General features: G+C 51.8%; 24 protein-coding genes, 1 tRNA gene and 1 pseudogene. 7 read left to right on the forward strand and 19 right to left on the reverse strand.

Annotation, left to right across the window (positions count from 1 at the left end; genetic code table 11):
- Positions 1-149: 149 nt before the first annotated feature.
- From nuoF to nuoE, 3 genes are read left to right on the forward strand one after another with little or no spacing between them, the layout of a single operon-like run.
- On the forward strand, positions 150-2,057 hold the full coding sequence (nuoF, locus tag HMPREF0106_RS12735; protein ID WP_008774971.1) for an NADH-quinone oxidoreductase subunit NuoF: 1,908 nt from the start codon (positions 150-152) through the stop codon (positions 2,055-2,057).
- Between the two features lie 13 nt (positions 2,058-2,070).
- Positions 2,071-3,837 carry an NADH-dependent [FeFe] hydrogenase, group A6 gene (locus HMPREF0106_RS12730; protein WP_009039934.1) on the forward strand — a complete coding sequence of 589 codons (1,767 nt, stop codon included), beginning with the start codon at positions 2,071-2,073 and terminating at the stop codon, positions 3,835-3,837.
- 19 nt (positions 3,838-3,856) lie between these two features.
- Positions 3,857-4,333: an NADH-quinone oxidoreductase subunit NuoE gene (gene nuoE / locus HMPREF0106_RS12725; RefSeq protein WP_004305841.1), complete on the forward strand. Its 477-nt coding sequence runs from the start codon at positions 3,857-3,859 to the stop codon at positions 4,331-4,333.
- Positions 4,334-4,421: 88 nt separating this feature from the next.
- On the opposite strand, the gene HMPREF0106_RS12720 is transcribed toward nuoE, so the two are convergent.
- The 3 genes and pseudogenes from HMPREF0106_RS12720 to HMPREF0106_RS28270 all read right to left on the reverse strand — a co-directional run.
- Positions 4,422-4,509: transfer RNA gene (locus HMPREF0106_RS12720), tRNA-Ser, on the reverse strand.
- A gap of 251 nt (positions 4,510-4,760) precedes the next feature.
- Positions 4,761-5,051 carry a helix-turn-helix domain-containing protein gene (locus HMPREF0106_RS12715; RefSeq protein ID WP_009039935.1) on the reverse strand — a complete coding sequence of 97 codons (291 nt, stop codon included), beginning with the start codon at positions 5,049-5,051 and terminating at the stop codon, positions 4,761-4,763.
- A 232-nt stretch (positions 5,052-5,283) separates the two neighbouring features.
- Positions 5,284-5,529 (reverse strand): annotated as a pseudogene (locus HMPREF0106_RS28270) (DDE transposase); the annotation flags it as partial.
- A gap of 568 nt (positions 5,530-6,097) precedes the next feature.
- On the opposite strand from HMPREF0106_RS28270, the gene HMPREF0106_RS12710 reads away from it, so the two are divergent.
- Positions 6,098-6,475, forward strand: coding sequence for a S24/S26 family peptidase (locus tag HMPREF0106_RS12710; protein WP_225011876.1), 378 nt, complete (start codon positions 6,098-6,100; stop codon positions 6,473-6,475).
- The gene (locus HMPREF0106_RS12705; RefSeq protein WP_032851328.1) at positions 6,466-8,133 is read left to right on the forward strand and encodes an ABC transporter ATP-binding protein; all 1,668 of its coding nucleotides are present in this window, start codon (positions 6,466-6,468) and stop codon (positions 8,131-8,133) included. The genes HMPREF0106_RS12710 and HMPREF0106_RS12705 overlap by 10 nt, the downstream gene beginning before the upstream one ends.
- Positions 8,134-8,251: 118 nt before the next feature.
- Here HMPREF0106_RS12705 and HMPREF0106_RS27060 read toward each other — a convergent pair whose 3' ends face one another.
- Positions 8,252-8,422, reverse strand: coding sequence for a hypothetical protein (locus HMPREF0106_RS27060; protein ID WP_015532627.1), 171 nt, complete (start codon positions 8,420-8,422; stop codon positions 8,252-8,254).
- Between the two features lie 210 nt (positions 8,423-8,632).
- On the reverse strand, positions 8,633-9,034 hold the full coding sequence (locus HMPREF0106_RS27065) for a RagB/SusD family nutrient uptake outer membrane protein (protein ID WP_032851334.1): 402 nt from the start codon (positions 9,032-9,034) through the stop codon (positions 8,633-8,635).
- 117 nt (positions 9,035-9,151) lie between these two features.
- On the opposite strand from HMPREF0106_RS27065, the gene HMPREF0106_RS27815 reads away from it, so the two are divergent.
- Together HMPREF0106_RS27815 and HMPREF0106_RS27820 are read left to right on the forward strand one after the other, a co-directional pair.
- Positions 9,152-9,775 (forward strand): transposase, encoded by a 624-nt coding sequence (locus HMPREF0106_RS27815; protein ID WP_011107083.1) that lies wholly within the window; start codon positions 9,152-9,154, stop codon positions 9,773-9,775.
- Positions 9,748-10,629, forward strand: a complete 882-nt coding sequence (locus HMPREF0106_RS27820; RefSeq protein ID WP_032851336.1) for a transposase — start codon at positions 9,748-9,750, stop codon at positions 10,627-10,629. The genes HMPREF0106_RS27815 and HMPREF0106_RS27820 overlap by 28 nt, the downstream gene beginning before the upstream one ends.
- A gap of 66 nt (positions 10,630-10,695) precedes the next feature.
- Here HMPREF0106_RS27820 and HMPREF0106_RS27435 read toward each other — a convergent pair whose 3' ends face one another.
- The 14 genes from HMPREF0106_RS27435 to HMPREF0106_RS12645 form a co-directional block, all read right to left on the reverse strand.
- Positions 10,696-11,025 (reverse strand): hypothetical protein, encoded by a 330-nt coding sequence (locus HMPREF0106_RS27435; protein WP_009039939.1) that lies wholly within the window; start codon positions 11,023-11,025, stop codon positions 10,696-10,698.
- 102 nt (positions 11,026-11,127) lie between these two features.
- On the reverse strand, positions 11,128-11,394 hold the full coding sequence (locus HMPREF0106_RS27440) for a hypothetical protein (protein WP_015532628.1): 267 nt from the start codon (positions 11,392-11,394) through the stop codon (positions 11,128-11,130).
- Positions 11,395-11,421: 27 nt separating this feature from the next.
- Positions 11,422-11,673: a hypothetical protein gene (locus tag HMPREF0106_RS12700; RefSeq protein ID WP_009039940.1), complete on the reverse strand. Its 252-nt coding sequence runs from the start codon at positions 11,671-11,673 to the stop codon at positions 11,422-11,424.
- Between the two features lie 338 nt (positions 11,674-12,011).
- The gene (locus tag HMPREF0106_RS12695; RefSeq protein ID WP_032851338.1) at positions 12,012-13,214 is read right to left on the reverse strand and encodes an OmpA family protein; all 1,203 of its coding nucleotides are present in this window, start codon (positions 13,212-13,214) and stop codon (positions 12,012-12,014) included.
- Between the two features lie 114 nt (positions 13,215-13,328).
- The gene (locus HMPREF0106_RS12690) at positions 13,329-15,866 is read right to left on the reverse strand and encodes a fimbrillin family protein (protein WP_009039942.1); all 2,538 of its coding nucleotides are present in this window, start codon (positions 15,864-15,866) and stop codon (positions 13,329-13,331) included.
- A gap of 69 nt (positions 15,867-15,935) precedes the next feature.
- Complete coding sequence (locus tag HMPREF0106_RS12685) at positions 15,936-18,104, reverse strand: hypothetical protein (RefSeq protein WP_232286778.1); 2,169 nt, start codon at positions 18,102-18,104, stop codon at positions 15,936-15,938.
- Between the two features lie 26 nt (positions 18,105-18,130).
- Positions 18,131-18,331, reverse strand: coding sequence for a hypothetical protein (locus HMPREF0106_RS12680; protein WP_009039944.1), 201 nt, complete (start codon positions 18,329-18,331; stop codon positions 18,131-18,133).
- 52 nt (positions 18,332-18,383) lie between these two features.
- Complete coding sequence (locus tag HMPREF0106_RS12675; RefSeq protein WP_225011880.1) at positions 18,384-18,542, reverse strand: hypothetical protein; 159 nt, start codon at positions 18,540-18,542, stop codon at positions 18,384-18,386.
- Positions 18,543-18,592: 50 nt separating this feature from the next.
- Positions 18,593-20,932: a GumC family protein gene (locus HMPREF0106_RS12670; RefSeq protein WP_009039946.1), complete on the reverse strand. Its 2,340-nt coding sequence runs from the start codon at positions 20,930-20,932 to the stop codon at positions 18,593-18,595.
- A 15-nt stretch (positions 20,933-20,947) separates the two neighbouring features.
- Positions 20,948-21,733 (reverse strand): polysaccharide biosynthesis/export family protein, encoded by a 786-nt coding sequence (locus HMPREF0106_RS12665; RefSeq protein WP_009039947.1) that lies wholly within the window; start codon positions 21,731-21,733, stop codon positions 20,948-20,950.
- 38 nt (positions 21,734-21,771) lie between these two features.
- On the reverse strand, positions 21,772-22,713 hold the full coding sequence (locus HMPREF0106_RS12660; protein WP_009039948.1) for a hypothetical protein: 942 nt from the start codon (positions 22,711-22,713) through the stop codon (positions 21,772-21,774).
- A complete protein-coding gene (locus tag HMPREF0106_RS12655; RefSeq protein ID WP_009039949.1) occupies positions 22,710-23,840 on the reverse strand; it encodes a nucleotidyltransferase family protein in 1,131 nt (376 codons plus the stop codon). Before HMPREF0106_RS12655 ends, HMPREF0106_RS12660 begins: the two co-directional genes overlap by 4 nt.
- A gap of 71 nt (positions 23,841-23,911) precedes the next feature.
- Positions 23,912-24,199: a PqqD family protein gene (locus HMPREF0106_RS12650; protein WP_009039950.1), complete on the reverse strand. Its 288-nt coding sequence runs from the start codon at positions 24,197-24,199 to the stop codon at positions 23,912-23,914.
- Positions 24,189-25,211, reverse strand: a complete 1,023-nt coding sequence (locus HMPREF0106_RS12645) for an MraY family glycosyltransferase (RefSeq protein ID WP_009039951.1) — start codon at positions 25,209-25,211, stop codon at positions 24,189-24,191. Before HMPREF0106_RS12645 ends, HMPREF0106_RS12650 begins: the two co-directional genes overlap by 11 nt.
- Between the last annotated feature and the right edge of the window lie 16 nt (positions 25,212-25,227).

The following is a 25,227-nucleotide window of genomic DNA, read 5'->3' on the forward strand; positions in this document are numbered from 1 at the left end:
TTTTTAGGTTTGATACCTATTAAATACGAAGATAGAGATTTATTTACCTAAATCCTCCGTCAAAGAACAATTTTATTTGTACGAGACTACGCTGTTATTTCAAACAAAGAATTATATTTGCAAAAAACCGACTAACAATTCTGATACTTATGAAAATTTTATCTATCCATGATTTGGCAACAATCAGGAAGAGAGCAGAGCACAATCTTTCATTGCGCGAAGAAAGTAATGAAAAGGTGACTGAAAAGTGTTACGGACTGGCATCCGGTGCGCAACATCTTCAGATTCTGATTTGCGGTGGTACAGGCTGTAAGGCATCTTCCAGCCAGGGTATTACAGACAATCTTCTAAAAGCCATCCAAAAGAACGAAATCACCGACAAAGTAGAAGTCATCACCGTAGGCTGTTTCGGCTTCTGTGAAAAAGGTCCTATCGTGAAAATTATCCCCGATAATACCTTTTACACCCAAGTCACTCCCGAAGATGCGGAAGAAATCATCAACGAGCATATCATCGGAGGACGAAGAATCGAACGGTTGCTGTATGTAGATCCTAAAACGGAACATACCGTCAGCGACTCCAAGCACATGGATTTCTACCGGAAACAACTCCGCATCGCATTGCGTAACTGTGGTTTTATCGATCCCGAAAATATTGAAGAGTATATCGCCCGTGAAGGATACTTTGCATTGGCCGATTGCCTGCTTAACAAACAGCCGACGGACGTTATTGATATTATCAAACGTTCGGGACTTCGCGGACGTGGCGGTGGCGGTTTCCCGACGGGACTGAAATGGGAATTTGCCAACAAACAACAGTCGGATGTCAAATACGTGGTTTGTAACGCCGACGAAGGAGATCCCGGTGCATTCATGGACCGTTCCATTATGGAGGGCGACCCACATTCGATTGTAGAAGCGATGTGTGTCTGCGGTTATTCCATCGGGTCCACCAAAGGATTAGTATATATCCGTGCCGAATATCCGTTAGCTATCAACCGACTGAAAACAGCTATCAATCAGGCACGCGAATACGGATTACTGGGAGATCATATCTTAGGAACAGATTTCAGTTTCGACATAGAAATACGATACGGAGCCGGAGCTTTTGTCTGCGGAGAAGAAACTGCCCTTATTCATTCGATGGAAGGAAAACGAGGAGAGCCGACTCTGAAACCTCCCTTCCCTGCCGAATCCGGTTATCTGGGAAAACCAACCAATGTAAATAATGTGGAAACACTTGCCAATATTCCCATTATTCTAACCAAAGGAGCCGACTGGTTTGCAACGATTGGCACAGAACGTTCCAAAGGAACCAAAGTGTTTGCTCTTGCCGGAAAGATTAATAATGTAGGGCTGATCGAAGTGCCGATGGGAACTACTCTTCGGGAAGTAATCTACGAAATCGGAGGAGGTATCAAAGGCGGAAAGAAATTCAAAGCTGTACAAACAGGAGGACCGTCAGGCGGCTGTCTGACAGAAAAACATCTGGACACTCCCATTGACTTTGACAACCTTCTCTCGGCCGGTTCCATGATGGGTTCAGGAGGGATGATTGTCATGGATGAGGACGACTGCATGGTATCCGTAGCACGCTTTTATCTGGATTTTACAGTGGAAGAGTCCTGCGGGAAATGCACACCTTGCCGCATTGGAAACAAACGTCTGCTGGAACTACTGAACAAGATTACGGAAGGAAAAGGCACAGAAAAAGACCTGGACACACTTGCCACTTTGGGACAAGTCATCAAAGATACGGCCCTCTGCGGACTGGGACAAACCTCTCCGAATCCTGTTTTATCCACATTGGATAACTTCTACGATGAATATATGGAACACGTACGGGATAAGACTTGTCGTTCCAAGCAATGTAAATCACTATTAACATATACCATCAGTCCGGAACGTTGCATTGGTTGTCATCTATGCGCCAAAAACTGTCCGGCGGATGCTATCAGCGGGCTGGTGCGCAAGCCACATGTCATTGCTCCTGATAAATGTATCAAGTGCGGCATGTGCATGGCACGCTGCAAATTCAACGCTATTCTTGTCTGCTAAAATCTTATTTACTATGGAAGAAAAACAAATTACTCTCCAGATAGACGGTCATTTCATCACTGTGCCCGAGGGAAGCACTATTCTTGAAGCCGCTATCAAAATCGGTATCAATATACCTACGCTGTGTCATATCGACCTGAAAGGAACCTGTATAAAAAATAATCCGGCTTCCTGCCGTATTTGTGTGGTTGAAGTGATGGGACGGCGCAACCTGGCTCCTGCCTGCGCTACCCGTTGCACGGAGGGCATGGTAGTAAAAACCAGTACCCTGCGCGTAATGAACGCTCGCAAAGTGGTAGCTGAACTGATCCTTTCGGATCACCCCAATGACTGCCTCACTTGCCCTAAATGCGGCAACTGCGAGCTCCAAACGTTAGCACTGCGTTTCAACATTCGCGAAATGCCTTTCAATGGCGGTGAGCTGTCCCCCCGCAAACGGGAAATTACCGCTTCTATCGTCCGTAATATGGATAAATGCATTTTCTGTCGCCGTTGTGAAAGTGTTTGCAATGATGTACAGACGGTCGGAGCATTGGGTGCCATCCGTCGCGGATTCAATACAACCATCGCTCCTGCCTTTGACCGAATGATGACGGAAAGTGAATGTACTTACTGCGGTCAGTGCGTGGCTGTCTGTCCCGTAGGCGCATTAACAGAACGTGACTACACCAACCGTCTGCTCGACGATCTGGCTAATCCGGACAAAGTAGTGATTGTGCAGACCGCACCTGCCGTACGGGCGGCCCTAGGTGAAGAATTCGGATTTCCTCCCGGCACTCTGGTAACCGGGAAAATGGTGTATGCACTTCGCGAACTGGGATTCGACTATGTATTCGATACTGATTTTGCAGCCGACCTTACCATTATGGAAGAGGGTTCTGAAATTCTGAACCGCCTGACACGTTATCTCAACGGAGATAAATCCGTACGATTACCTATCCTGACTTCCTGCTGTCCGGCATGGGTCAACTTCTTCGAACATCATTTCCCGGACATGCTGGACATTCCGTCCACCGCCCGCTCCCCACAACAGATGTTCGGTTCCATTGCCAAATCCTATTGGGCGGAGAAAATGGGCATACCCAGAGAAAAACTGGTTGTCGTATCTATCATGCCTTGTCTGGCTAAAAGGTACGAATGTGCACGTGATGAATTCAAAGTGAACGGTATCCCCGATGTGGATTATTCTATCTCTACCCGTGAACTAGCACGACTAATTAAACGTGCCAATATCGGGTTCCCTCTCGTACTGGACAGCCCATTCGACAACCCGATGGGTGAATCGACAGGTGCCGGTGTCATTTTCGGAACAACAGGTGGTGTAATGGAAGCCGCCCTCCGTTCTGTCTATGAAATCTATACCGGAGAACCTTTGAAAAATGTAAATTTCGAACAGGTACGCGGACTAAATGGCGTCCGTCGTGCTACCATTAACCTAAACGGATTTGAATTAAAAGTAGGCATCGCACACGGACTAGGCAACGCTCGTCATCTACTGGAAGATATACGGAACGGACATAACGAATATCATGTAATCGAAATTATGGCTTGCCCCGGAGGCTGTATCGGTGGCGGCGGGCAGCCTTTGCATCACGGCAACTCGGAAATACTCTATGCACGCGCCAACGCACTTTACCGTGAAGACGCCAACAAACCTTTGCGCAAATCGCACGAGAATCCGTATATCAAGACATTATACGAGGATTATCTCGGCAAACCGCTAGGTGAGAAATCGGAAACTCTCCTGCATACGCATTATTTCAACAAAGCGATTGATTAACTTTTAAATGAAGAGTATTATGTCAGATATCAAACTAGCCTGTGACATGGCAGAGCAAATCAAAACGATCTGCGACAAGCATGGAAACAAACCGGGCGAACTTATCAATATTTTGCATGAGGCACAGCATTTGCAAGGGTATCTACCCGAGGAAACGCAACGGATTATCGCTTCCAAACTTGGAATTCCCGTATCGAAAGTGTATGGTGTCGTCACTTTCTATACTTTCTTTACCATGACTCCCAAAGGAAAACATCCCATCTCTGTTTGCATGGGTACAGCTTGTTATGTACGTGGTTCAGAAAAACTGCTGGAAGAGTTCAAACGTGTATTAGGTATCGAAGTCGGTGACACTACCCCGGACGGAAAGTTCTCATTAGACTGTCTGCGTTGTGTAGGCGCCTGCGGACTGGCTCCGGTAGTGATGATCGGCGAGAAGGTATATGGTCGATTACAACCGGTAGATGTAAAGAAGATTATTGAAGAATTGGAATAACCGAATTCCCGAAAACAATATAAAACAAACGGCTGCCTTGATAAGTCAAAACAGCCGTTCATTAATATTAAAATGTAAAAAAATGATGCGGAGAGAACGAGATTCGAACTCGTGATACCCTTTAGGGGTATACACGCTTTCCAGGCGTGCCTCTTCAACCACTCGAGCACCTCTCCTTACAATTACCAACTAGAGAAAAAACTCTCCATAAAAACAGAAAGCAGCAAAAAGCTGCTTTCTAGCGGAGAGACAGGGAACGATTAACTTTAAGGTTCCTTACTCATTATCAGCATCTTACATAAATCCTCAATTCCTATGACACCGCATAATTCACCGCATATATGCTGCAACTTTCTTCCTGTTACACTTTTACTTACTTTTGCAAATATACGAAAAAAGCAGTATAAATACAAATTCATCACTTGATTTAACGAAGATAACTTCTATAATTTTTTTCCAATACCGATTGCAATTTGGAAAGAGGATAAAGGAACTTGCCACCTATAACAGTATAAGCTATCCCCTTTTCATCCTGCAACTTTTGCAAAGTCCTGCTTGATATATGTAACATACTACATACCTGCTCACCAGTCATATAAACCTCATTAGCTACAGGAACCTGCAAATTCTGAAATTCAAGAATTTCCTTTGAGCATTTTCTAAGCATCCTCATTATCATAATATATTCTTCTGATTGTTTTGTAATTACCCCATCCATACTCTAACTCTATTTATGGATATTCAGTAAATGTTCCTCTTTCTTCTAAATTAAGAAAAAAGTTTTACTTTACGTGAGCTTTTCTCTTGATTTTTTCGTTCAATTCTCCCAGTCTTCTATCTTTTTCATAGAACATTATTTACATATTCTTATTTTTTCTTCCCACCCATGCATTATGTACATATCTTTTTTAGGGGAAGTTAAAACCTCTCCTCTTTTCCTCTTATTTTAGTCAGATTATGCTGCCTTTCTTTTTTTTCTTTTCGACCTTTTCTATCATACATACCGCATTGGCTGTATGTATCCCAAAGAAAACTCAAAGTACTTCCGTTTTCCTGTTTCTGGCTTTTATCCTGGCCAGTGAATAATGTTGTTTCTGCGTTTCAAAACTTCCTTCCAGGCGGGTAGCTCTTTCACGGCTGAGTTCCGACCGTAAGATTCTCCGAAATCGCTCATCTTTGGCGGCTCTGCCCTTACGCTTGGACAATAGGGCATTAAAGGGCAGATTTCCCGTATATGCGCCTCCTTATTCTCGAATTATGGGCGTAAGTCACATGGTTATGAAGAGATATCTACCCTTTAATGGGGAGAACAGCCGGCTAATATCTGATGGAAATGCCCAACAAATCACAGGAAAATAGCCACGCAATAGTCTGATACACAATAATTATTGGAGATACGTGGTCCGCTCCTGCGGACAGCAAGTTGTCTTTTGGGTAAACGAAAACCAGACGGTTTAACAGCGCGTTACGCCGTTAAACCGTTAGCCCTTCCAAGCTCCAGAGTCGCTTCATCATATAATTTGATAGCTTCACCTATATTATCACTTGGGACGTTTACCAACAGACTCCCTTTCCTTTTTTCTGTTCGATGCCCTACAAAAAGGCTGTTTGCGGCCGCTTATTTCCGTTTATTTTCACTATTTTTGCAGTATGAAAATGAAGACAGACGATACATTCAATCATGCCCATGCCGACAGGCTTCTGCTCCCCAACGCCTCATTGCTTGGGGAGGTGGAGAACATGCTGGCCGACGGACGGTCGGTCATGCTGAAGGCTACGGGAAACAGCATGCTCCCCTTCATTGTCGGAGGGCGTGACAGTGTGCTTGTACGGCGTCCCTCCGGGATACAGGCGTTACAGGTCTGGCAAATCGCCCTGGCACACCTGCCCGACAGCCGGTATGTGCTGCACCGTATCGTCCGCATCCATGGCGCGGAGATTGTCCTAATGGGCGACGGGAATCTAAAGGAAACGGAAAGTTGTCGGTTTCCCGATATAACGGGAGTTGTCACAAGAATTATCCGTAACGGCCGTTATGTGGACTGCGACGCAGGGGGTGAACGGTGCAAGGCGAAGATATGGGGCAGGCTGCTCCCTATTCGCCGGTATTTGCTGTACATATACAGACGGGTATGGATATGAAGGCGGGAATGAGTATGAAAGAAGGAGCGGAATGGCTGTGGAACGCCTCACGGGGATATCGCTCCCCCATTCTGGCGGGTATTCTTGCCGGGACAGTTCGCATCGGCGTGTCCCTCACGTTCGTCTGGTTCTGCAAGCACCTGATAGATACCGCCACCCATCAGGCGGACGGGAACATCATCCTGGGACTGGCGGCCATGGCGGGATGCATCGTCCTGCAACTGCTGCTGTCCGCACTTGTCAGCCGTCTCTATGCGCACACGGAGATCAGCCTGCGCAACAGACTGCGGCAGGATCTGCTCGAACATATCCTGAAAAGCCGGTGGAACGGTCGCGAGACATTCCATTCCGGCGATATGCTCAACCGCATGGAGGAGGATGTCCGTACCGTGACGGACCTGCTGGCGGGTTCCATCCCCTTGGTCGGAACCACGCTGTTCCAACTGGCCGGCGCCGCGCTGTTCCTGTTCTGTCTCGACCGGCGGATGGCTGTCGTCATCCTGCTTATCATGCCGTTGGCGTTGCTGTGCAGCAAGCTCTACATGAAGCGGATGCGGCGTCTGACACGTGAGATACGGGCGACGGACAGCCGTGTGCAAAGCCATCTGCAGGAGAACCTGCAGCACCGCACCCTGATTTCCGTCCTGGAATGCACCCCGGTGGCAGCGGACACGATGTCCTCACTCCAGTCGGGGCTGAAACGGCTGGTGATGCGGCGCAACTCATTTTCCATCTTTTCAAGTATCATGGTGCAGGCGGGGTTCGCCCTCGGCTATGTGACCGCTTTCGCATGGGGAATATACGGGCTGGACACCGGTACGGTAACATTCGGCACGCTGGCCGCCTTCCTGCAACTGGTGGCGCAGGTACAACGCCCTGTCGTGGAGCTGGCCCGGCAGGTTCCGGTGTTTATCGGCGCACTGACTTCCGTGGAGAGGATAGACGAGCTCAACTCCATGCCGCTGGAGGAACAGGGCGAGCCTGTCATCCTGGGTGGCAAGGCTGGTGTCCGTGTGGAGAATGTTACTTTTACCTATCCCGGCGGCAGACGTAAGGTGCTGGAACATTTCACATACGATTTCAAGCCGGGGAGCCTGACCGCCGTGCTCGGGGAGACCGGCAGCGGGAAGAGTACGCTGGTACGGCTGATACTGGCCTTGTTGCAGCCCGACGGGGGAAACATCACGCTGTATGACAAGACCCGGCCCGTGCCCGTTTCTCCACTCACACGGGGGAATTTCGTGTATGTCCCGCAGGGGAATACGCTCGTCAGCGGCACATTGCGCGACAACCTGCTGTTGGGCAATCCCGAAGCTACCGACGGGCAGATGCGGGAAGCGTTGCATACGGCGGCGGCCGATTTTGTACGGGAACTGCCGCAAGGACTGGACACCCCCTGCGGCGAGATGGGAACGGGCATAAGTGAGGGGCAGGCGCAACGCATAGCCATCGCGCGCGGACTGCTCCGCCCCGGTAACATCGTCCTGCTGGACGAGCCCACCTCCTCGCTGGATTCCGATACCGAACGGACGCTGCTGGAACGGCTTTCACATACCATTCAAGGCAAGACCCTCATCATTATCACCCACCAGGAACAGACGGCACGGCTCTGTAACGCCGTTATCAGGATGCATCCGGTGGGCTCCCCCGGCAAGTGACGCCTACGTGAGACTGCGGGATGGCCGGGAACGGGGCCGATCGCGCAGGTATAAAACAAAAGCAGGGAAGTCCGGGGCTTATCCCGGCTTCCCTGCCGACGGGGAGGCGGCATCATTGCTATGCGTGCAGTCCGACTGCCATATCAAACTGGTTGGATGTTGAGATGAAATTATGGCACGCATGCCCGCTTCCCTTCGTATATAATTCCTTATCCGGATGATACGCCGCCTCCCGATGACGGACAGCCGCGGTATGAATTCCGATAAATACGGTATTCCAAATATCCATATCCGAACCACGCCTGGCCCGGATATGGATAAGCAAACAAAACAAACAAATGATAGCGGATTTAATTCGTACAGCCGGAAATACCACATTCCACGGCTGTGGTATGAACCCGCCAGGGGTATATATTGTTCTGACAGTGTGTCGTATTCATGGTTCATACAGTTCCTACAGGGCGGAATTGTCCATGTCTTGTGCCGCACTTCCCTGTTGTCAATATCCCGGATTTTGCGTAAGCGCGGGCAAAAGGTTTATTTCGGATTGCGGAAAAGGCATGAGAAGCTCGTAGGCTTCGCATCCGGCCACGGCCTGTGCCTGCCCGGTCCGTTTCAACATGATCCAATAGCCCCAGTCTTGCTTCCGCGTTTTCCATTCGTCCGGCAGGGCCGACTTGTCCGCAGTGTCCTCCATACCGGCCTCTTTGAGCAGCAGGGCGGTTTTCGCGGGTGTATAGTTCGCAAGGCTTTCACCGAAAACGCGGTACATTTCGGGCTCGGACGATTCCTCGACCGCAATGCTGAAATCGGACTGACAGTCGCGAAGCAGGTATCCCGCCTCGTCATTGTAGCCCAGGCTCAAAGCGATTTCGGCACGGAGGGCCTTGACGGTCTCCATAGTGATGCGCCACCCGCCTTCGGGGAGGTTGTGTAAAAAGTAAGAATCAAGTGTTCTTTGACATATTGTATAAAAAGGATTTTATATCTTTGCTCTGCTAACAATAGGATTAATTTTATGGGCTATATTCAACCTTTTGACCGTAATCAACTGACTCTTCCCGAGTCTTTAGATTCTTATATCTCTTGTGAGAACCCTGTTCGTCTGATTGATGTTTTTGTCGATCAGTTTATCAAATTGCACCCTGATTTTTCATCTTATAAAGGTAACAGTCCTACGGGCCGTTCGGCTTATAGCTTTGGTACTTTACTCAAGCTGTATGTCTACGGCTATTTAAACAGTATCAGTTCTTCCCGTAAACTGGAGCGCGAGACTCTGCGTAATATGGAGTTGATCTGGCTTCTGGGTAATCTCCATCCTGATCATAAGACTATTGCCGATTTCCGTTCCAAACAAACTTCGGGCATTCATGAATGTTGCCTTGATTTCCGCCGCTTTCTGGTCAGTTCCGGTTATATTTCAGGCAAACTGGTAGCTGTTGACGGCAGTAAAATCAAAGCCAATACCAATCGTGACGGTCTTACTTTAGATGGTATTAATCGACAGTTAGCCTTGTTGGATACCCGTTTAGAGAAGTATCTGCACCAGCTTAATGAAAATGATCTGGTGGAAACAGCCCAGGAACAATTATCCGAACTCTCGGACGAGCCGGTGTGGAGAGCTCCCTACTGGAGAAGATAGCCCGTTTGAGCCAACAGGTTGAAGAACTTCAGGCGGAAAAACAGCGTATGCTGGATGAAGGTTCCCAAAGAAGCTTTCCTTCTGACCGCGAAGCTCGCCTGATGAAGACCCGTAACGGTTTTGTTCCGGCTTACAATGTCCAATCAGTGGTAGATTCCCAACATCACCTGATAGGTGCCATGCAGGTTACCGACCACCCGAATGACTTTGAAGACCTTCAACCTTCGATTCATGCCATGCAGGAAGACCTTCAGGTAGAAGTATCCCAAGCCGTTGCCGACACCGGTTATGCTAATGAAGAACAGATTCTGGCCCTTGAAGAAGAAGGCAAAGTGATTGCCGTTCCTTTCAATGAAGGAGACCATTCTCCTAAAGAAGATCGGGAGCACGGAATCTTTTTTACCTATGATGCAGACAATGACTATTATATATGCTCCCAAGAAAAGATATTACCTATTAAAGACAGGCAAGTTCGTAAACATGGAAAGATTTATAGAAAATATCAGGGAAGAGACTGCAAGGGTTGTCCCTTGATAAAGTTCTGCACCACATCAAAAAAAGGCCGGATTATCTACCGAAGGGCAGATGCCGAACCCATAAGACAGTATATGAAGAAGTGTAAGGGGATGAAATACAAAGCGCTTATACGTTTACGAAAAACATGGGTAGAACATCCCTTCGGAACTCTTAAATACTGGATGGGGCAAATACCACTCCTACTCAGAGGAAAGGAAAAGGTACAGGCTGAAATAGATTTGTACGCAACATGCTATAATCTAAGAAGAGTGACTAACATTCAAAGCATACAGGTACTATTGCAACAAGTCCACTATTGGGGTATTAAGTATACCTAATAGCGGTCATTCGCCAAAGGACAACAATAGAAATACCAAAATAAAGAGATAAAGAGCATTGCCTTTTTAATACAATATGTCAAAGAACACTTGATTCTTACTTTTTACACAACCTCCGGGCAAACGGGTGATGTCTTGCAGTTCATTGAGCAGTCCCCAACAAAGGTCTTGCGGTGACCGTACGGGGGAATGCAGGATTTCATCGTAATTGTTGGAAGTGGCGGGCACCGTAATGTAAGGCACACTGCCCCACAGTTGTGACAGGTTGTAATAGACCATGCATCTCAAGGCTTTCGCCTCGTTGATGTAAGCGGTACGCTCATAGGAGCCGTCAAAGGCTTCAAGGCATTTATCACCATATTGGCGTTGCTGATGACAAGGTAGGCCGCACTCCACACATCGGCCACATGACTGTCATACGGAGTAATGACGGACGCAGGGTGTTCATCAAAGTCTTTCCCCGTAAGCCTTATCTTCTCCAGCAGCAACTGCCTGTACTCATAACTCCGTAAGTTGCTGTAAATGCCAAGGATTGCATTTTGCACAGCTTTCCTCTTCCCAGAAACTTTCTTCCTCGTTGGGATAGATCGGAGCCGGTTCTAATACATCACAATTGTTTTCCACCTCCTTTCTCAGCTCGTTGATTTTTTCCTCGCCTCCATCGTACCGGGTAAGCATGACGGCGGAATCACCATCGGTGAGCGACATGCTGTTGCCCGTAATGCCTGCCACCGCGACAAGCACTTCCCCTACTGCGAGTTTCATGGTAAGCAGATTCTCTACGAGCGTGTATTAGAACGACATGCCTTCCACCGTCCATCCCGTATGATATCCGGTCACATCTGGTATTGACGAGTAGGTGTAAGTCACCAACTCCCCTGTCCCTTCCTTGTGAAATTCAACGGTATAAATCGTTCCGTTCTCGGTGCTGTACCAGTTTCCGGTCAAACCGCCCTGCACGATAACATCCTCGTCGGAGTCGGAGCAGGCAGCGAGTACAAAGGCGCACGCCATGAAACATAAAAAAGTGCATATATTCATCATAATTGTATAACAGATGGTTTGTATTCAGATCATAATTCATAATACCATGTCAAGAAATCCTTCCGGAATGACAATTGACAGGTTAATAATTTTTTTTCTGACAAATAGAAATGTAAGGAAGACAGAGTCTTCCGCCTTCCTTACAATCCCCGCGCTTTTCACAAAGGACATAGGTCTTAACATCTTTTTACTTTCCCGGTTATATTTGTTTTCCGACCGGGAAACGGAAATATGTGGTCTGTCTGAAATCCGGTCTTGTGTATCGAAATCCGCGTCAAGGCTTTCGCCCAGTCTGACGGCTGACCAGAATCGGACAAGTTCCTATATGAACAAATGTTTTATTCCCCACGTGTGATAACCGCACGGCTCAAACGCGGGTCGTTGTAGAACATGTTGTCCACACCGCCCTTGTAGTCGATGCGGAGCTGTTTCTCGCTGACGCCGAACTCTTTCACCAGGCAGTCGTAAACGTTCTCAGCGCGTTCCTTGCTCAGGCGTTCGTTGCCCTTGCTGCTACCCGTTCCCGCATCGGCATAACCGGTGATGGTATATACGGTTTCCGGATCGCCCAACTTGATGATTTCGGCCAGCAGACCCAAGTTGGCGCGCGCCTCGTTGCTCAGCTTCGTCCTGTTGATCTTGAAGGTGACGAGGTTGGCGGAGGCAATCTTCTTCACGATGGTCTGTGCCTTCTGTTTGTCGCCATCGGCAAGGGCTTTCTTCAAGCGGTCGTTCTCCGCGCTCATGTCGTTCAGTTTCCGGCGCATGCTTTCCAGATCACCATAATTGTAACGGTAAACGGTCTTGCTGCGGTCCCAGCTGCGTTGCTTGAACTTATACGTCAGGCCGATGGTGGCGGAAAGGTTCCCCTCACCGAAACGGCCGCCGCCCTCACCGTCGAAACGGTCGTTGACGAACATGCCACGCACGTCGAGGTTCAGGGCCAGTACGTCGCAGAAGTGCCAGGAGGTCAGGATACCGAGGTTGGCGCTTACCTCCTTGGAAGATGGAGAGTCATAGACACGTGCCCAGCCGAGGCCGGCATAAGGACTGAGGTCCCACTTACGGTTTTCGTTGTAACCACCGAAAAGGTTCAGCACATTGAAGAGCACATCGGCGTGGAGGTTGCTCATCTTGTATTTGGAATATTGGAGGTCGTCGCCCGGAACGCCGGCCCATCCGGGCACATGTTCGCCTGTCCCGTGGGTGATGTCGCATTCCCAGTCATCACGTGTGGCGCCCTTGCTTTTCAGTCCGCTGTACATGAAGCGGATACCGATTCCCGGAGTGAACCACTTGCCGATAGCAATATCCAGTGCCGGGGCAATGCGGTCGCCGAAGTCTATTTGCTTGTCATGGTCACCAAAATACACCTGCCCACCGGCACCCACGCTGATGAACCAGTTGTCCCAAAAACGGTTGGTTTCCACCTTATACTTGTCCGTACTGTACTCCACCTTTTCTTTCGTATCGGAAGTCTGTGCGAAGGCCGGACAAAGAGCCACTGCGCACAAGGCGGTCAAAAAGATTTTCTTAGTCATATTCAATCAACTGTTAATGATTTGTTTCTTTATATTACTCTTGGCACTGATAGCCTCCGAAAAGTATTGATGCCAAGAATAAGAAAATTTCTTGCTTAGAAGCAAGAGCCAGGCTTACTGCTTTTTCAGCCTTACGACAAAGGTGCCGTGTGCCGCAAGCGAGCCGGTCAACGATGACGAAGCAGAAAGGGTTCCTGCGTCTTTCTGTCCGATAAGATCTCTTGCCGAATAAGATTCACTTAGGTCAAGAGCATCGTAGTCGGCCATAGAAATGGTGTAAGTTGCAGAATTATCGCTGAGGTTGACAGCGGCAATCGCCACATCGCCGTCAGCGAGGTCTTTCTGATAGTAATCAATGCCGTCAGCACTCTTGATATACTCGGCGCCCTGCCCTAAGGCATCTTGGTTGATGGCGATAAGCTCCTCGTTCTTGACAAGCGCGAGGTCGTGTGCCAAGTCGGCCGAACTCATATCCTTGGTCATGTCGAAGCCCAGAAGGATAGGAGAACTCCACATGCACCACATGGCAAACGAGGTCTCGGCTTCGGTTGAAGTGAGTCCACCCGCCTGATTGTAAACGCAGTCGCTCGACGACTGGCCGCTACCGCGGATACCGACGCAAATCATGTCGGCATCATTGTAACGGTTGATTCCGACATACGGCCAAAGGTGGCGCATCAGTACGATGGTGTTGTGCACACCCACGCCGTTAGCATTCTCATCGCCGTCATTCTTTTTACCAAACAGACCACTGTCGATTTTACCCCACCAGCCGTCACGGTGGTCATAGGTCATGCGCCAGCAGGTAGCACCGGTCTCGGCACCCCACTTCCATGGGTCGTGGATACCCCATTCGCACACGTACAGCATCAGGCCGCGGTCGTTAAGCGCCTTGCCCATCTTGGTGTAGAGTTCCTGCGCCATTTCGGACGTGTTCCAATAGCTACCCAGACCGGCATATCCATCAACGAAAGTCGATGGAGTCGCACCGACAGGAGCCATATCAAGGTCATAATACCAATCTTCTTTCACGAAGTCATAGCCCCAGCCCTTATAGTCCTGTGCATGGAGTTCCTCGTAGCCGTACGATGCGAAGTACTTCTCGCAGGTCTTGGTTCCGCAATCGGTGTAGATACCGGCTTTCAGACCGTAGTCGTGAATCAGGTTCGCCATGCGCGCCATGCCGTTTACGCCATTCGCCGTGGGAAACTTGCTTGCATCGGGAATCTGGTGGCCGTTGTCGTTCTCACTTTTCACCTGCCAGCAGTCATCTACGCCGAAGTATCTGTAACCGGCGTCAATGAGGCCTTTTTCCTTCATTCCTACAAGCTGGCTCGCGAGGATGTCGTAGCCAATCTTGTCTTTAAAGACATTCCAGGTCTGCCAACCCATCATGGGGGTGGGTGACTGGAGATCGGCGGCCCGGACGGCCACGTGGAGCTTGATGCCTTCTTTATAGGTAGCGCCCCCTACGGTGAATTCCACCGAATAGACATAGTCGCCGGCGGCGGGAGCCTTACCTTCCACAAGGCAGCGGCCGGCGTTCCAGGTCAGTCCCTCCGGCAGGTTGTAGACACGCTTGACGCCATTCTTTACGGGCACAACCGCATGATATTGCTGCGAGGTGCTTTGCGGCACGCGGATTTTGTGCATGAAGGGTTGCCCCGCAATGGCAAAAACGGTGTTGGCGCATGCCAGACGGCTCTGCAGGCCGGTCACCCAAGCGGCGTTCTCCTCCTTGGCATCGGGATTCTCCTCCATCGTCCACTTGTCTTTGAAGCGCGACAGGGTGAGAGGTACCGTGTAATAGGTATTGGACTTGAACGCATCGGCTTTCATCGTCTCGGTGAAGGTGATGATGTGCAGGTTGGTCTTGATCTGAATGCTGATTTCCGTCCCCGCAATGCCCGTGACGGGAGCCACGTTCATGTAGCCGTGGAAGGTGGAGGCGGACAGTTCCGGCGTATCCGTCCATTCCATGGTCACGGTGGAGGCATCGGTGGCCGGCGTGAAGGTGACGGCACGGGTGGAAAGGTCACAAGTGAAGCCGCCGCCGAGCTGCTTGTCGGGGACGGTGAGCGACACGCTCAGCAGCCTTTCACCCGCCACGTCGGTGCCACCGGCGTTGATGTCGAACTTCAAGAAGGCGAAGATGTGCTCGAAAGTGAATCTTGAGGCGGAGCTGCCTTGGGGGGTGCCCACCTTCCAGTCGCCTTCCAGTTCGCGGGTGGCGGTGGAATAGTGCTGGGTCAGCGGCAGCGTGCCCTTGAAAGCCGTGGGAGCGGTGCCCGCCGTCTCCGTATAGGGATAGTAGGCATACAGGGGAGTCTCACCGTTCTGGAGATTACCTGCGAAGGAGGTCTTGTCGGTCTCCTGATCACTCTGGTTGGTGAAGCAGGCATTGGCAGTCGTGGCGCTGTACACGCCGATCCGGTCGGCTGGCAGCCAGTTGATGCCAATCTCTCCGGATGTATACGCTGTGGGATCGACAGCCGTACGTGTCGCTGGCTCTTCAAGTGCAGGAGCTGGGCAAACAGCCTCGATTACGGTGTTGCCTCCCGGTGATAAATCTTGGTCGTAGGCATTACAAGCTATCAGGAATGCCGATGCGGCCAGCACGGTTATTGCGTTTGCAATTGATATCTTTTTCATCTATTTTCTTTTCTATAGAATTAGTTTGCAAGGCTGCACGGGCCGTGCAGCCTTGCAGGTAAAAAGGAATCAGAATACAGTACCACCGTTGGCAATACCCTTCGTGTCACCCGAAGGCTTTGCCTTGGCAGCGGAACGGCGGGCGAGCTTGAACTCCGGATCCGCATTGTGCTCAATCACGGCCTGGATGCCTTGAGTGGTAGTCGCCTCAGTGCCTACGCAGTTGAACATTACCCAACCCCATGGCTTCGCTGCCGGTTTGTTGTTGTTGTGAAGCCAAAGGTTGTTAAGGGTAGAAGCAACTTGTGAAGGATAGTAATATTCATCGTCAGTGACGAAATGTTCACGTATAGCGCCGCAACCTCCCAAATAGGTCATCGAGAAGTTATTATGTTTGGTTGATTCGTAATTATCGCTGTATGCGGCAAGAACGGCTGTTGCGTTGTCTTGAATGCCGCTTCGCCACTCAAGACCAGATAAACCCTTAGATTTTTTTATCGGATTGGCACAATCAGAGTAGATGATATTCATGTTCTCGGTCAGAGCCGAAGCCGATGTGCCACCGGCATTCTTATTAGGTTGAGCGCCATAAGGCATGGGCGAATAATACACATTTTCTTCAGCAACCTCATTAAAGGTATTCATCCATACATTGGCTCCGGACAGTTGGTTCCATGCGTCGGTGTATCCGTCGTTAAGCTGCACCTTGACAATCACTTTCCCCTTGACGTCACCGATGGTGGTGTTGGGATTGATACCGGTTGCAATCAGTCCCATGTCTTCGACTTTGTCAAGCACGACTTTCAGGCGGCTGTACAAAGTGGACAACTGTGCCGTAGTTATGCCGCTAATCCAGTCGGAGATGGCGAGCACGCAGAACTCATCCTTGTGGGTTCCGGACATCTCCTTTTGCAGTGCTATCAGTACGTCGCCGAGGGTCCAGTAACCACTGTTGTCAGATTTCAATACGCTATTACCATCAGAATCAGCGATACCCACCGACGTGGAGCCGCCATCTATCGAGGAGGTCTGAGCGATGGTATTGACATGGCACTGGAACACACGCACACCGGCATTGAACTGGTCTTTCAATTCCATTGTTTGAGTCTTCTTGTATGTGTCCGACATCAGATAGTTGAACGACAGCACGGAACCCGGCAACGAAATCTCGGAAAGGTAGATGTTCGGATCGAGCTGCGACAGCCAAATCGTGTAATCGAACTTCAAATCTTTAACGTTAATCTTCGGAAGTTTCACGAAGTGAATCTGCCTCGGCTCGAAGTTGGTCATATTCAAATTCTTGGTCAGAGTCCGTGCATCTGCAGTCACGACCGTTACCTTACACAACGTGACATTCGGATTCGGAATCATGAAGGCGCTCACCTTGAGCTGGCTGCCATCGTCCATCATGACACCCACCCTGTCGCCAGCTTCATCGGCGAATTTAGTATCGATCGTAATGCTGTTCGAGGCGTCGTCGCCGAAGGTAAATTCCTTTGATTTGTAATCGTACGTAAAGCTACCGGCAATAGGAGCGTCTGCCTCGATGATGACAGAGGTGACGCGCACATCACTCTGCGTATTGTTCTTGATGGTGCCGTTCACGGTAATGTCAACCATCGATGCGAAGGGTTCGAACTCCAGATTCACGGTCTTCTCGGTAGCGGGATTATAACCCGTTTTCTTCGCGATCATCAGCGCGCAGTCCATGTCAGCGGTAGTCTGGAACTCACCAACCGCTTCGTCCGTCATCACTTCCGTGGTGGAAGCCGTCTGTCTGTCGGGCATTGTGGCAGAAAGCGATGTGTCCTTGCCGCTACCCGACTTTACAGCCTTTGCCGGATACATGGCATAGAAATCGTAATTCGAAACGCCACTTGTCTGCACACCAACATCGCCGTCCTTGGCAACCGGAGCCGGCCCTACCATGTCCTTCGTGGCCTGGACGGTGTACGAAGCCTGATTGGCGCTTGCCAACGCCTGGGGGGAATAGATGTAGATGTGGTCCAAAGAAGACTCATAGTTCCAGAAAATCTTCCAGGAGGTAGCGTCCGGATCCGCCACATCCGCGGGATCGTAATAGGTGCGCGTCCGGTTAGACTCAACCGTGGTGCCGAAATCGAATTCCGTACCTTCCGGCAGGGGATCGCTACCCGACATATTGTCATCTGTACAACCGGCAAAGCTTAAAGCCAGCAAAGACCAAGCAAGAGCCGGAATCAAAAATCTCTTATTCATATTCATTCAGATTATGTTCTTATTCATTAGTTATTATCCCAAGAATCATTAGTAAAGTCATTCGCTGTTCCAAAAGATTGGTTGACTTCCTGAGCCGTAGTTGTTGTACCGGGCGACTGAGCCGTGTGACTAGTAGAGCCGCACAGGTTTCCTTCCAATTCCACCTGAGTTTTCTTCGTGGAAGGAGACTCGTAAGTTTTTAAGCCTTTGTTTTCATTTTCGTCCATATACTTTAATGTTTTAAAAAGTTAATGTATCCTTATTTAGTGATAAGCTGCCTTATACGGCTTCCGTATAGGGCAGCATACGCCCCCGTATCTGTAAGGGAGGTTCCGTCATCGCCTCCGGACTTGTCCCGGGACCTCTTGACGGGGCTGTGCCGGCATGGATTGTCTTTTCCGGCCACCCGTTAATCTGATACCTGATTTCTTGTGTCATAATGTAATTATATTTAAAAAGATTAAACGTAAATGCTTGAAGTATATCGGTCATTTCCTTCTCCCGTGTTTCCCGTATCCGTAACCATAGCCATACCCGTATCCATATCCGTAACCGTAGCCACGGCGGTGCGGGCCCACCCCGTTGAGGATAATTGCCATGTTGCGGAGCTTGTTATCGCGGTAAAGCTCCTCCATGTCGGGCAGCAGGCGGCGGTCCAGGCGGCCGGCGCGCACCACGAAGATGGTGAGGTCGCTGATGCGGTTGGTGATAGTGGCGTCCGCCACGATGCCCACGGGGACATTGTCCACGATGATGTAGTCGTAGCGTTGGCGCAGTTCCTCCACCATCGCGTCAAGCCGTTCGTCCATGAGCAGCTCCGCAGGGTTGGGTGCCACCGTACCAGATGAGATGATGTCAAGGTTGTCGAATTTCCCGTCGGTGTGGATGATGTCGTCCAGGCGGATGGAGTCGTCGGCCAGATAGTTGGTCACGCCCACCGGGTGTTTATGGAAGTGGCGGCTCAGGGTGCCCTTGCGGATATCGAGGTCCACCAGCACCACACGTTTCCGGGTGAGCACGAGGCTCATGGCAAGGTTGCGGGAAATGAACGTCTTTCCCGCACCTTCATTAAACGAAGTGAAGGTGACGACTTGCATCGGTTTGTCTTTTTTCACCATGAATGTCATGTTGGTGCGCAGGATGCGGAAACTCTCGGCCAGCATGCCGTCTTCCTCGCCGACGGCAACACCCGCTTTCGCCGCCTCCTTGTCCTGCGGCACTTCGCCGAGGAAAGGAATGCTCACCGCGCCCTTCAGGTCCTTGCGGCTGTGTACCCGGGTGTCCATGAAGAGGATCATGAGGAACACCACGCCGGGGACGGCCAGGCCGACGAGCACCCCGAGCAGCAGGATGCGGTTGCGCACGGGTGAGATGGGTCCCGCGGGTCCGTCCACGCTGTCGATGGTGCGCGCGTTGTTGTCGGCCATCGCCTGCGAGAGGGCGTTCTCCTCCCGCCGGTTGAGAAGGAACATGTAGAGCGCCTCCTTGATTTTCTGCTGCCGCTCGATGGAGAGCATCTGCCGTTCCTTGGTGGGCACGGTGGTAAACCGCGCCTGTGCCTGCTCCTGGCGGCTGCGCGCGTCGTTGCGCTTCATGTTGATCCCCACAATCATGTTGTCCACCGCACGGATGATACTCTGCCTCAGGGCGTGTATGCTGTTGTTAAGCTCCTCCACCACGGGGTTGCTCTCGCTGCTGTCGGCTATCAGCTTGTCGCGCTTCAGCTTCAGGGCGTTGTACTGGTTTATCTGCCCCTCCACGGCGGCGTCGCTGATGCCCGTCCCCGAGGGGATGAGGTCACGGCTTTTCGTGGGGTCGGTGAGGTACTCCTTGATGAACCGCGCCAGTTTCAGCTGGGTCTCCTGCTCCAGCGCGTCGGCGCTGTAGGCCTGTGCCTCGCCCATGTAGCGGCCGGCCAGCGAGCCGATGTCCATCACCTGGTTGTGCTGCTTGAACGATTCCAGCTCGGTCTCCACGCCGCCAAGCTCCCGCTCGATGATGAGCAGGCGCTCGTTGATGAACTCAGAGGTGTTCACCGCCACCTGGTTCTTGTCGTTGACGGCTTCCGCGTTATACACGTTCACCAGCGTGTTCAGCACGTCCTCGGCACGCAGGGGCGAGCCGTCCTTCAGCGAGAGCACGAGGATGGACGACTCGTCCTCCTCCTGCCGGATTCCCATGCTGCCCTGGAGGCGTCCCGCCACGGCGTTCAGCGGGTTCTTGACGACGTGGATCTCGCGACCCGTCCACGACTTGCCCCAGTGGTCGGTACCCGTCACCAATATCCGCTCGCCGCCGACGGCCAGCGTGTCGTTCAGCCGCACGTCATAGCTATCCTTGGCGGCAGGCAGCCCCCCGAACCCGGAAAGCGTCACCGTCGCATCGTCCTTGGGCGTCACCACGAACGAGATGTGCCGTTCGGGCAGCACGTTGATGAAGGAGACGTTCACCGGAGACAGCGTATAGAGCTCGTTCATACGCAGCCCGCTCTCCACACGGTAGTCCACGTCGGCGTGCAGGCGCTGCACCACCTCGCGCATCAGCCGTTTGGAACGGAACTGGAGAATCTCGTTGGCCACGTTCACCTTGTTGATATAGTTGTCGTAGCGGTCGAGCCCCGCCGTGGAGGTCTTGTTGGACGGGTCCTTGATGATGACCGTGACGGAGCGGAAGAACACCAGCGGGGATTTGGCGTAGTGGTACCACGCCATCCCCCCGAAAAGCAGCACGGACAGCACGAACCACTTCCACTTCGACAGCAGATAGACGGACAGGTCCACTAAGTTGACGCCCTGTTCGTTCTTGTTGGATAAACTGTTGTTTTGCATAATTCAGAGATGTGTTTACTTGATGGCCCAGATGACGGAGCAGACGGCCGTGATGAACGAGAGGATTCCGGTGGTGTACTTCCAGCCCTTGTCCTCGCGGTCCTGCTTGCGGTATTTCGGTTCGACATAGACGATGTCGTTCTGTTGCAGGTAGAAGCAGGGCGACTCGAACAGCTCCTTGCTGCGCAGGTCGTGCTGGTACATCACCCGCTGCCCGTCCTCCTCACGGATGACCGCCACACGGTTCACCCGGCCCCTTTGGGTGACATCGCCCGCCTTGGCGATGGCCTCCAGCAGGGTGATGCGGTCGCCCTCCACCGAGAAGGTGCCGGTGTTGCCCACCGCGCCCAGGACGGAATACTTGAAATTGAGGAACTCCAGCGACACCAGCGGGTCCTTGATATACTTCCCGTCGATGATGCGGTTGCGTATCAGGGCGGTCACCTCGCTCACCTTCAGCCCCTCCACATGCAGCTTGCCCAGGATGGGGAAACTAATGTTCCCTTCCACGTCCACACGGTAGCCTTTCTTCACGGCAGCGGACTCCGTCACCGCGCCGTTGGCACCCACCGAGAAGGCCCCGCCGCCCGCGTTGAACGGGATGGACAGCTCGGGGTTCTTGCTGCTCACGGTGATGTCCAGGCGGTCGTTGGCATGCACCACCGCCTCATACCTGGTGTCATACGGATAGCCGAGCCCCATCTCCATGTCCTGCAGGTAGACGAATTTCTTCGACGAACTGCAGGAGGAGAGCAGGAGCACTGCCACCGCCACAATCCAAAAACAGTCTTTTCTTTTCATTGCTTTCTTTGCTTTATTTAGGGTTTATCAATCATCGTTCATAGTCCGCCGTTCTCCGGCAGGCCGTCCCGTACTTCCCGGGCTTTCGCATCCCGCACGTACAGGCTCTCGAAACAGAGCCATGCGGCCTCCCGGTCGGGCAGGCATTCCAACCGTCCGACGGGCACCTGTTCGGTTACCCGTATCAGGATACGGCAAAGTTCGTCATGCAGGCGGATGTCCTGACGGATGGCGGAGCAGGAGGGCAGCAATGCGGCGAAAGCTTCCGGCCCCTCAAGCGGGGTGAACCGGTTCGTGCCGGACTGTTGCAGGCGGACGATTCCGGCCACGGGACGGCGCTCGTTCCTGTAGCAGGGTGTCTTCCCGCTCCACGGCGTGCCGTAGACCGATACCATGCCGTCCTCTATCCGCAGCACGGGATTGTCGTCATTCAGCAGGCGGCAGTCCGGAAAGGCCTCCAGCCATTGCCGGGAGTGCGTGCTCTTGCCCGTGCCGCTCTTGCCGAGGAAAAGGTAGCCCCTGCCTTTCAGGCTGACGCAGGAGGCATGGACGGAAACGGCGTCCCGCCCGAGTGCCGCCTGGGCGTAGAGGATGCGGAGCATGGACGACAGTACCTCCCCCATGGACGGGTCCTCCACCCGGAGGAAGGCCGTGGCATCGTCAAAAGCAGTGTCCACAGTCATGAGATGTGCGCCACCATCCATAGGGCCGTAACTTATCTCCGTCCGGTAACCGCCGGGAATGCGCAGAAGGCATACATGCCCCATGTCGTTGGACGACTCGTCCAGCAGCTCCGCGCGTTTCCCGTCATCCGCAAAGGGACGGGTGTCGGCAAGCAGCCGGAAAATCCGTTCCCCTTCCGGGCATTCCCCGCACCGGAACGGACGGAAGGAGGGCAGCAGCGTCTCTGCGTCCAGCCCACCGGGAAGGATGACGGAGAATGTCAGCCCCGCCACCCTGAAAAAATATTCGTTTCTCATCTGAGGTTTCCTATTATCAGTCTTACCGAAATCCAGAACGCCTCCTTGCGGGCGTAGGCGCTGGAGAAGCCGCGGTGTTTCCAGAAGGAGAGGAAGGTACGCAGTTTCCTTTCCCACCTTGCCTGGGAAGCCTTGCCCTTGGTGCCGCCGTACTGTCCGAAGTTCCCTCCCTCCAGCACGATGCACAGCAGTTCGGGAGAGGAACATGCATCCGTATCCGCATAAGGAAGTTCGGCGCGATGCAGCCCGAGGTATTCCGTCAGGAATGTATGGAGCTGCGCGCTCCACCTGAGCAAGCCGGTCCGCCTGTAAACGGCTTCCAGACCCTCGGGGGAGTAGCTTCCGCACAGGGTGTGGTAGGCCCGCGCCATGTCGCAGAACTGCCGAAGGCCGACACCGTGCCCCAGCAGGTGTTTCAGGAGGTGGGCGTTCAGCAACAGCAGGTTCGGCAGGGGCGACGGCACGGAGATTGTCGCTGGGAACTCCCCGGACTGGTTGCCCTCCGGCAGCCCGTCCCTTCCGCCCGGACGGAACTCCGTGAACCCGTGTTCCCTGACCAGTGCGGAAAGGTAGACTTTCAGCAACGGGTTATGAAGGTCGAACAGCCGGGTATGGTGTTCCACCTCCACTCCCTGCCAGCTGTAACAGTTGCTTCCGTCCGGCTGTTTCTCCGTCCGGCACCCGACCCGGCGCATCAGCTCCGCGGCTTCCCGTTCCTCCTCTTCCGAAAGGAAACAGAGGTCGATGTCCCCGCATTCGCGCGTCAGCGGATGTTCATAGAAGGCGGCCACGCCCTGGCCTTTCAGCAGTACGGGATGCAGGCCGTTACGGCCCATCCGTTGCGCCAGCAGGCATACCACCGCGTCCATCCTCCTGTTCTTCCGCTCGATGCGGTCGGTCTCCGCCACCCAACGTATCATCAGGGCGTCGCCGGGCAGCAGCGCTTCCGGCAGGTGGTGCAGGCCGCGGCAGACAATGCCCGTCACGGTCTGGCGCACCGCCATCCGGTACACGTTCCACCACTGCGCGTCCGTAAGCGGGAAGGGTGACAGGTCGTCCGGCTCCCTCTCCCACAGCCCCGCACGCAGCAGGCTGAACAACGCCTTATGTTCCGAAGAAAGCTCCATGGAATCCGTTTTCTAAAGCAGGCACTCCGGTAAGGGATCACAAGATGCCTTTGTCCTTTCAGTGTAAGCATTCAATCGCCGGTGCCCCGCCGGGACAGCAGCCCCATCTTCTCCCATTCCTCTATCTGGCGTTCCACATCGCGCAGGGCGCGCCCGTATTCCACATCATACGTCTTGCAGAGTCCCTCCGCCAGTTCCCCCGCTGTACGGCCTTCCCCGTTGCAGACCATCTCCCAGAGCCGGGCGGCGGTCCCGTTCAAGCTGTACACGTTCGTCAGGTTCACGCAACTGTCGGAGACTTCCACAATCATGTGGCGGTTGCCTATCCTGCGGAGTTTCAGGTTTGATTTAATTTTCATTACGCAAGCATTTTTCTGAGTACCCTTCATCCATAACTGCACATGACAATGATTTAAGATACTCCTTATGTTTCGGATATAATTTTCGTTCTATAATCAGATATGCCGTAACCAAACCGATGGTAACAATTACGGAGTACAGCCACTTGTCAATCGGCAGGTATATATAGCCTAACGATATGGCCAATTGCAAAAGCACATAAGTAATAGAGACTGTCACATGTGAATGTCCCCCTTCATTAGCCAACAACTGAAACAGGTGCTTGCGGTGCGGCTGAAGCAGGTTTTCGTGCAACAGCAAACGATGGAAAATCGTCAACACCGTGTCAATACCGTATACCACCAGAAATAACAGATAAGTGACATTCCCGGTGAAAAGCACCAGTTTCAGCAAAATAAAGATTACACAATACGCCATTCCTACAGAACCGACATCACCCGCAAAACAGATGGCCTGGTTCCTGAAATTAAAGAAGCAGAATACCAAAGCGGATATCATCAGCAATTCTATCAATGTGGCATCTATGAAAGCCATTTCCCTGTTGAGCAGCCAGAAAGTGAACAATACCATCAGACTGAATGCTCCGGTCATACCGTTGATTCCGTCCATGAAGTTGTAGGCATTGATGATGCAAACACCCAGTATCATGGTAGGCAGTAAAAACCAAACCTTGTTTTCTACAAGCATTCCGGCTTCCTGTAATAGCAGGAACATTGCCACAAACTGGACGAAAAAGCGAAACCTGGGAGACAGGGAACATACATCGTCTATAAAAGCCACACTCGCAATCAAGGTCATTCCTCCTATGAACAGAGGATAACCGGTCGTATTCAGAAAGGCATACATCCAGACTCCTAACAGAAAGATGATACCTCCTCCCCGTAATACGTTCTTCTTGTGTGAGCTGCGTTGGTTGGGACGGTCTATGATGTTGAATCTGTCCGCAATTCTCAGATAAGCGAATTCACCGGCAAACAGCAACAACAATGCAACTAATCGTTCTATAAACATATATCTTTAGATTTTA

The sequence above is a fragment of the Bacteroides sp. D22 genome, from assembly GCF_000163675.1.
Taxonomy (GTDB): Bacteria; Bacteroidota; Bacteroidia; order Bacteroidales; family Bacteroidaceae; genus Bacteroides; species Bacteroides xylanisolvens.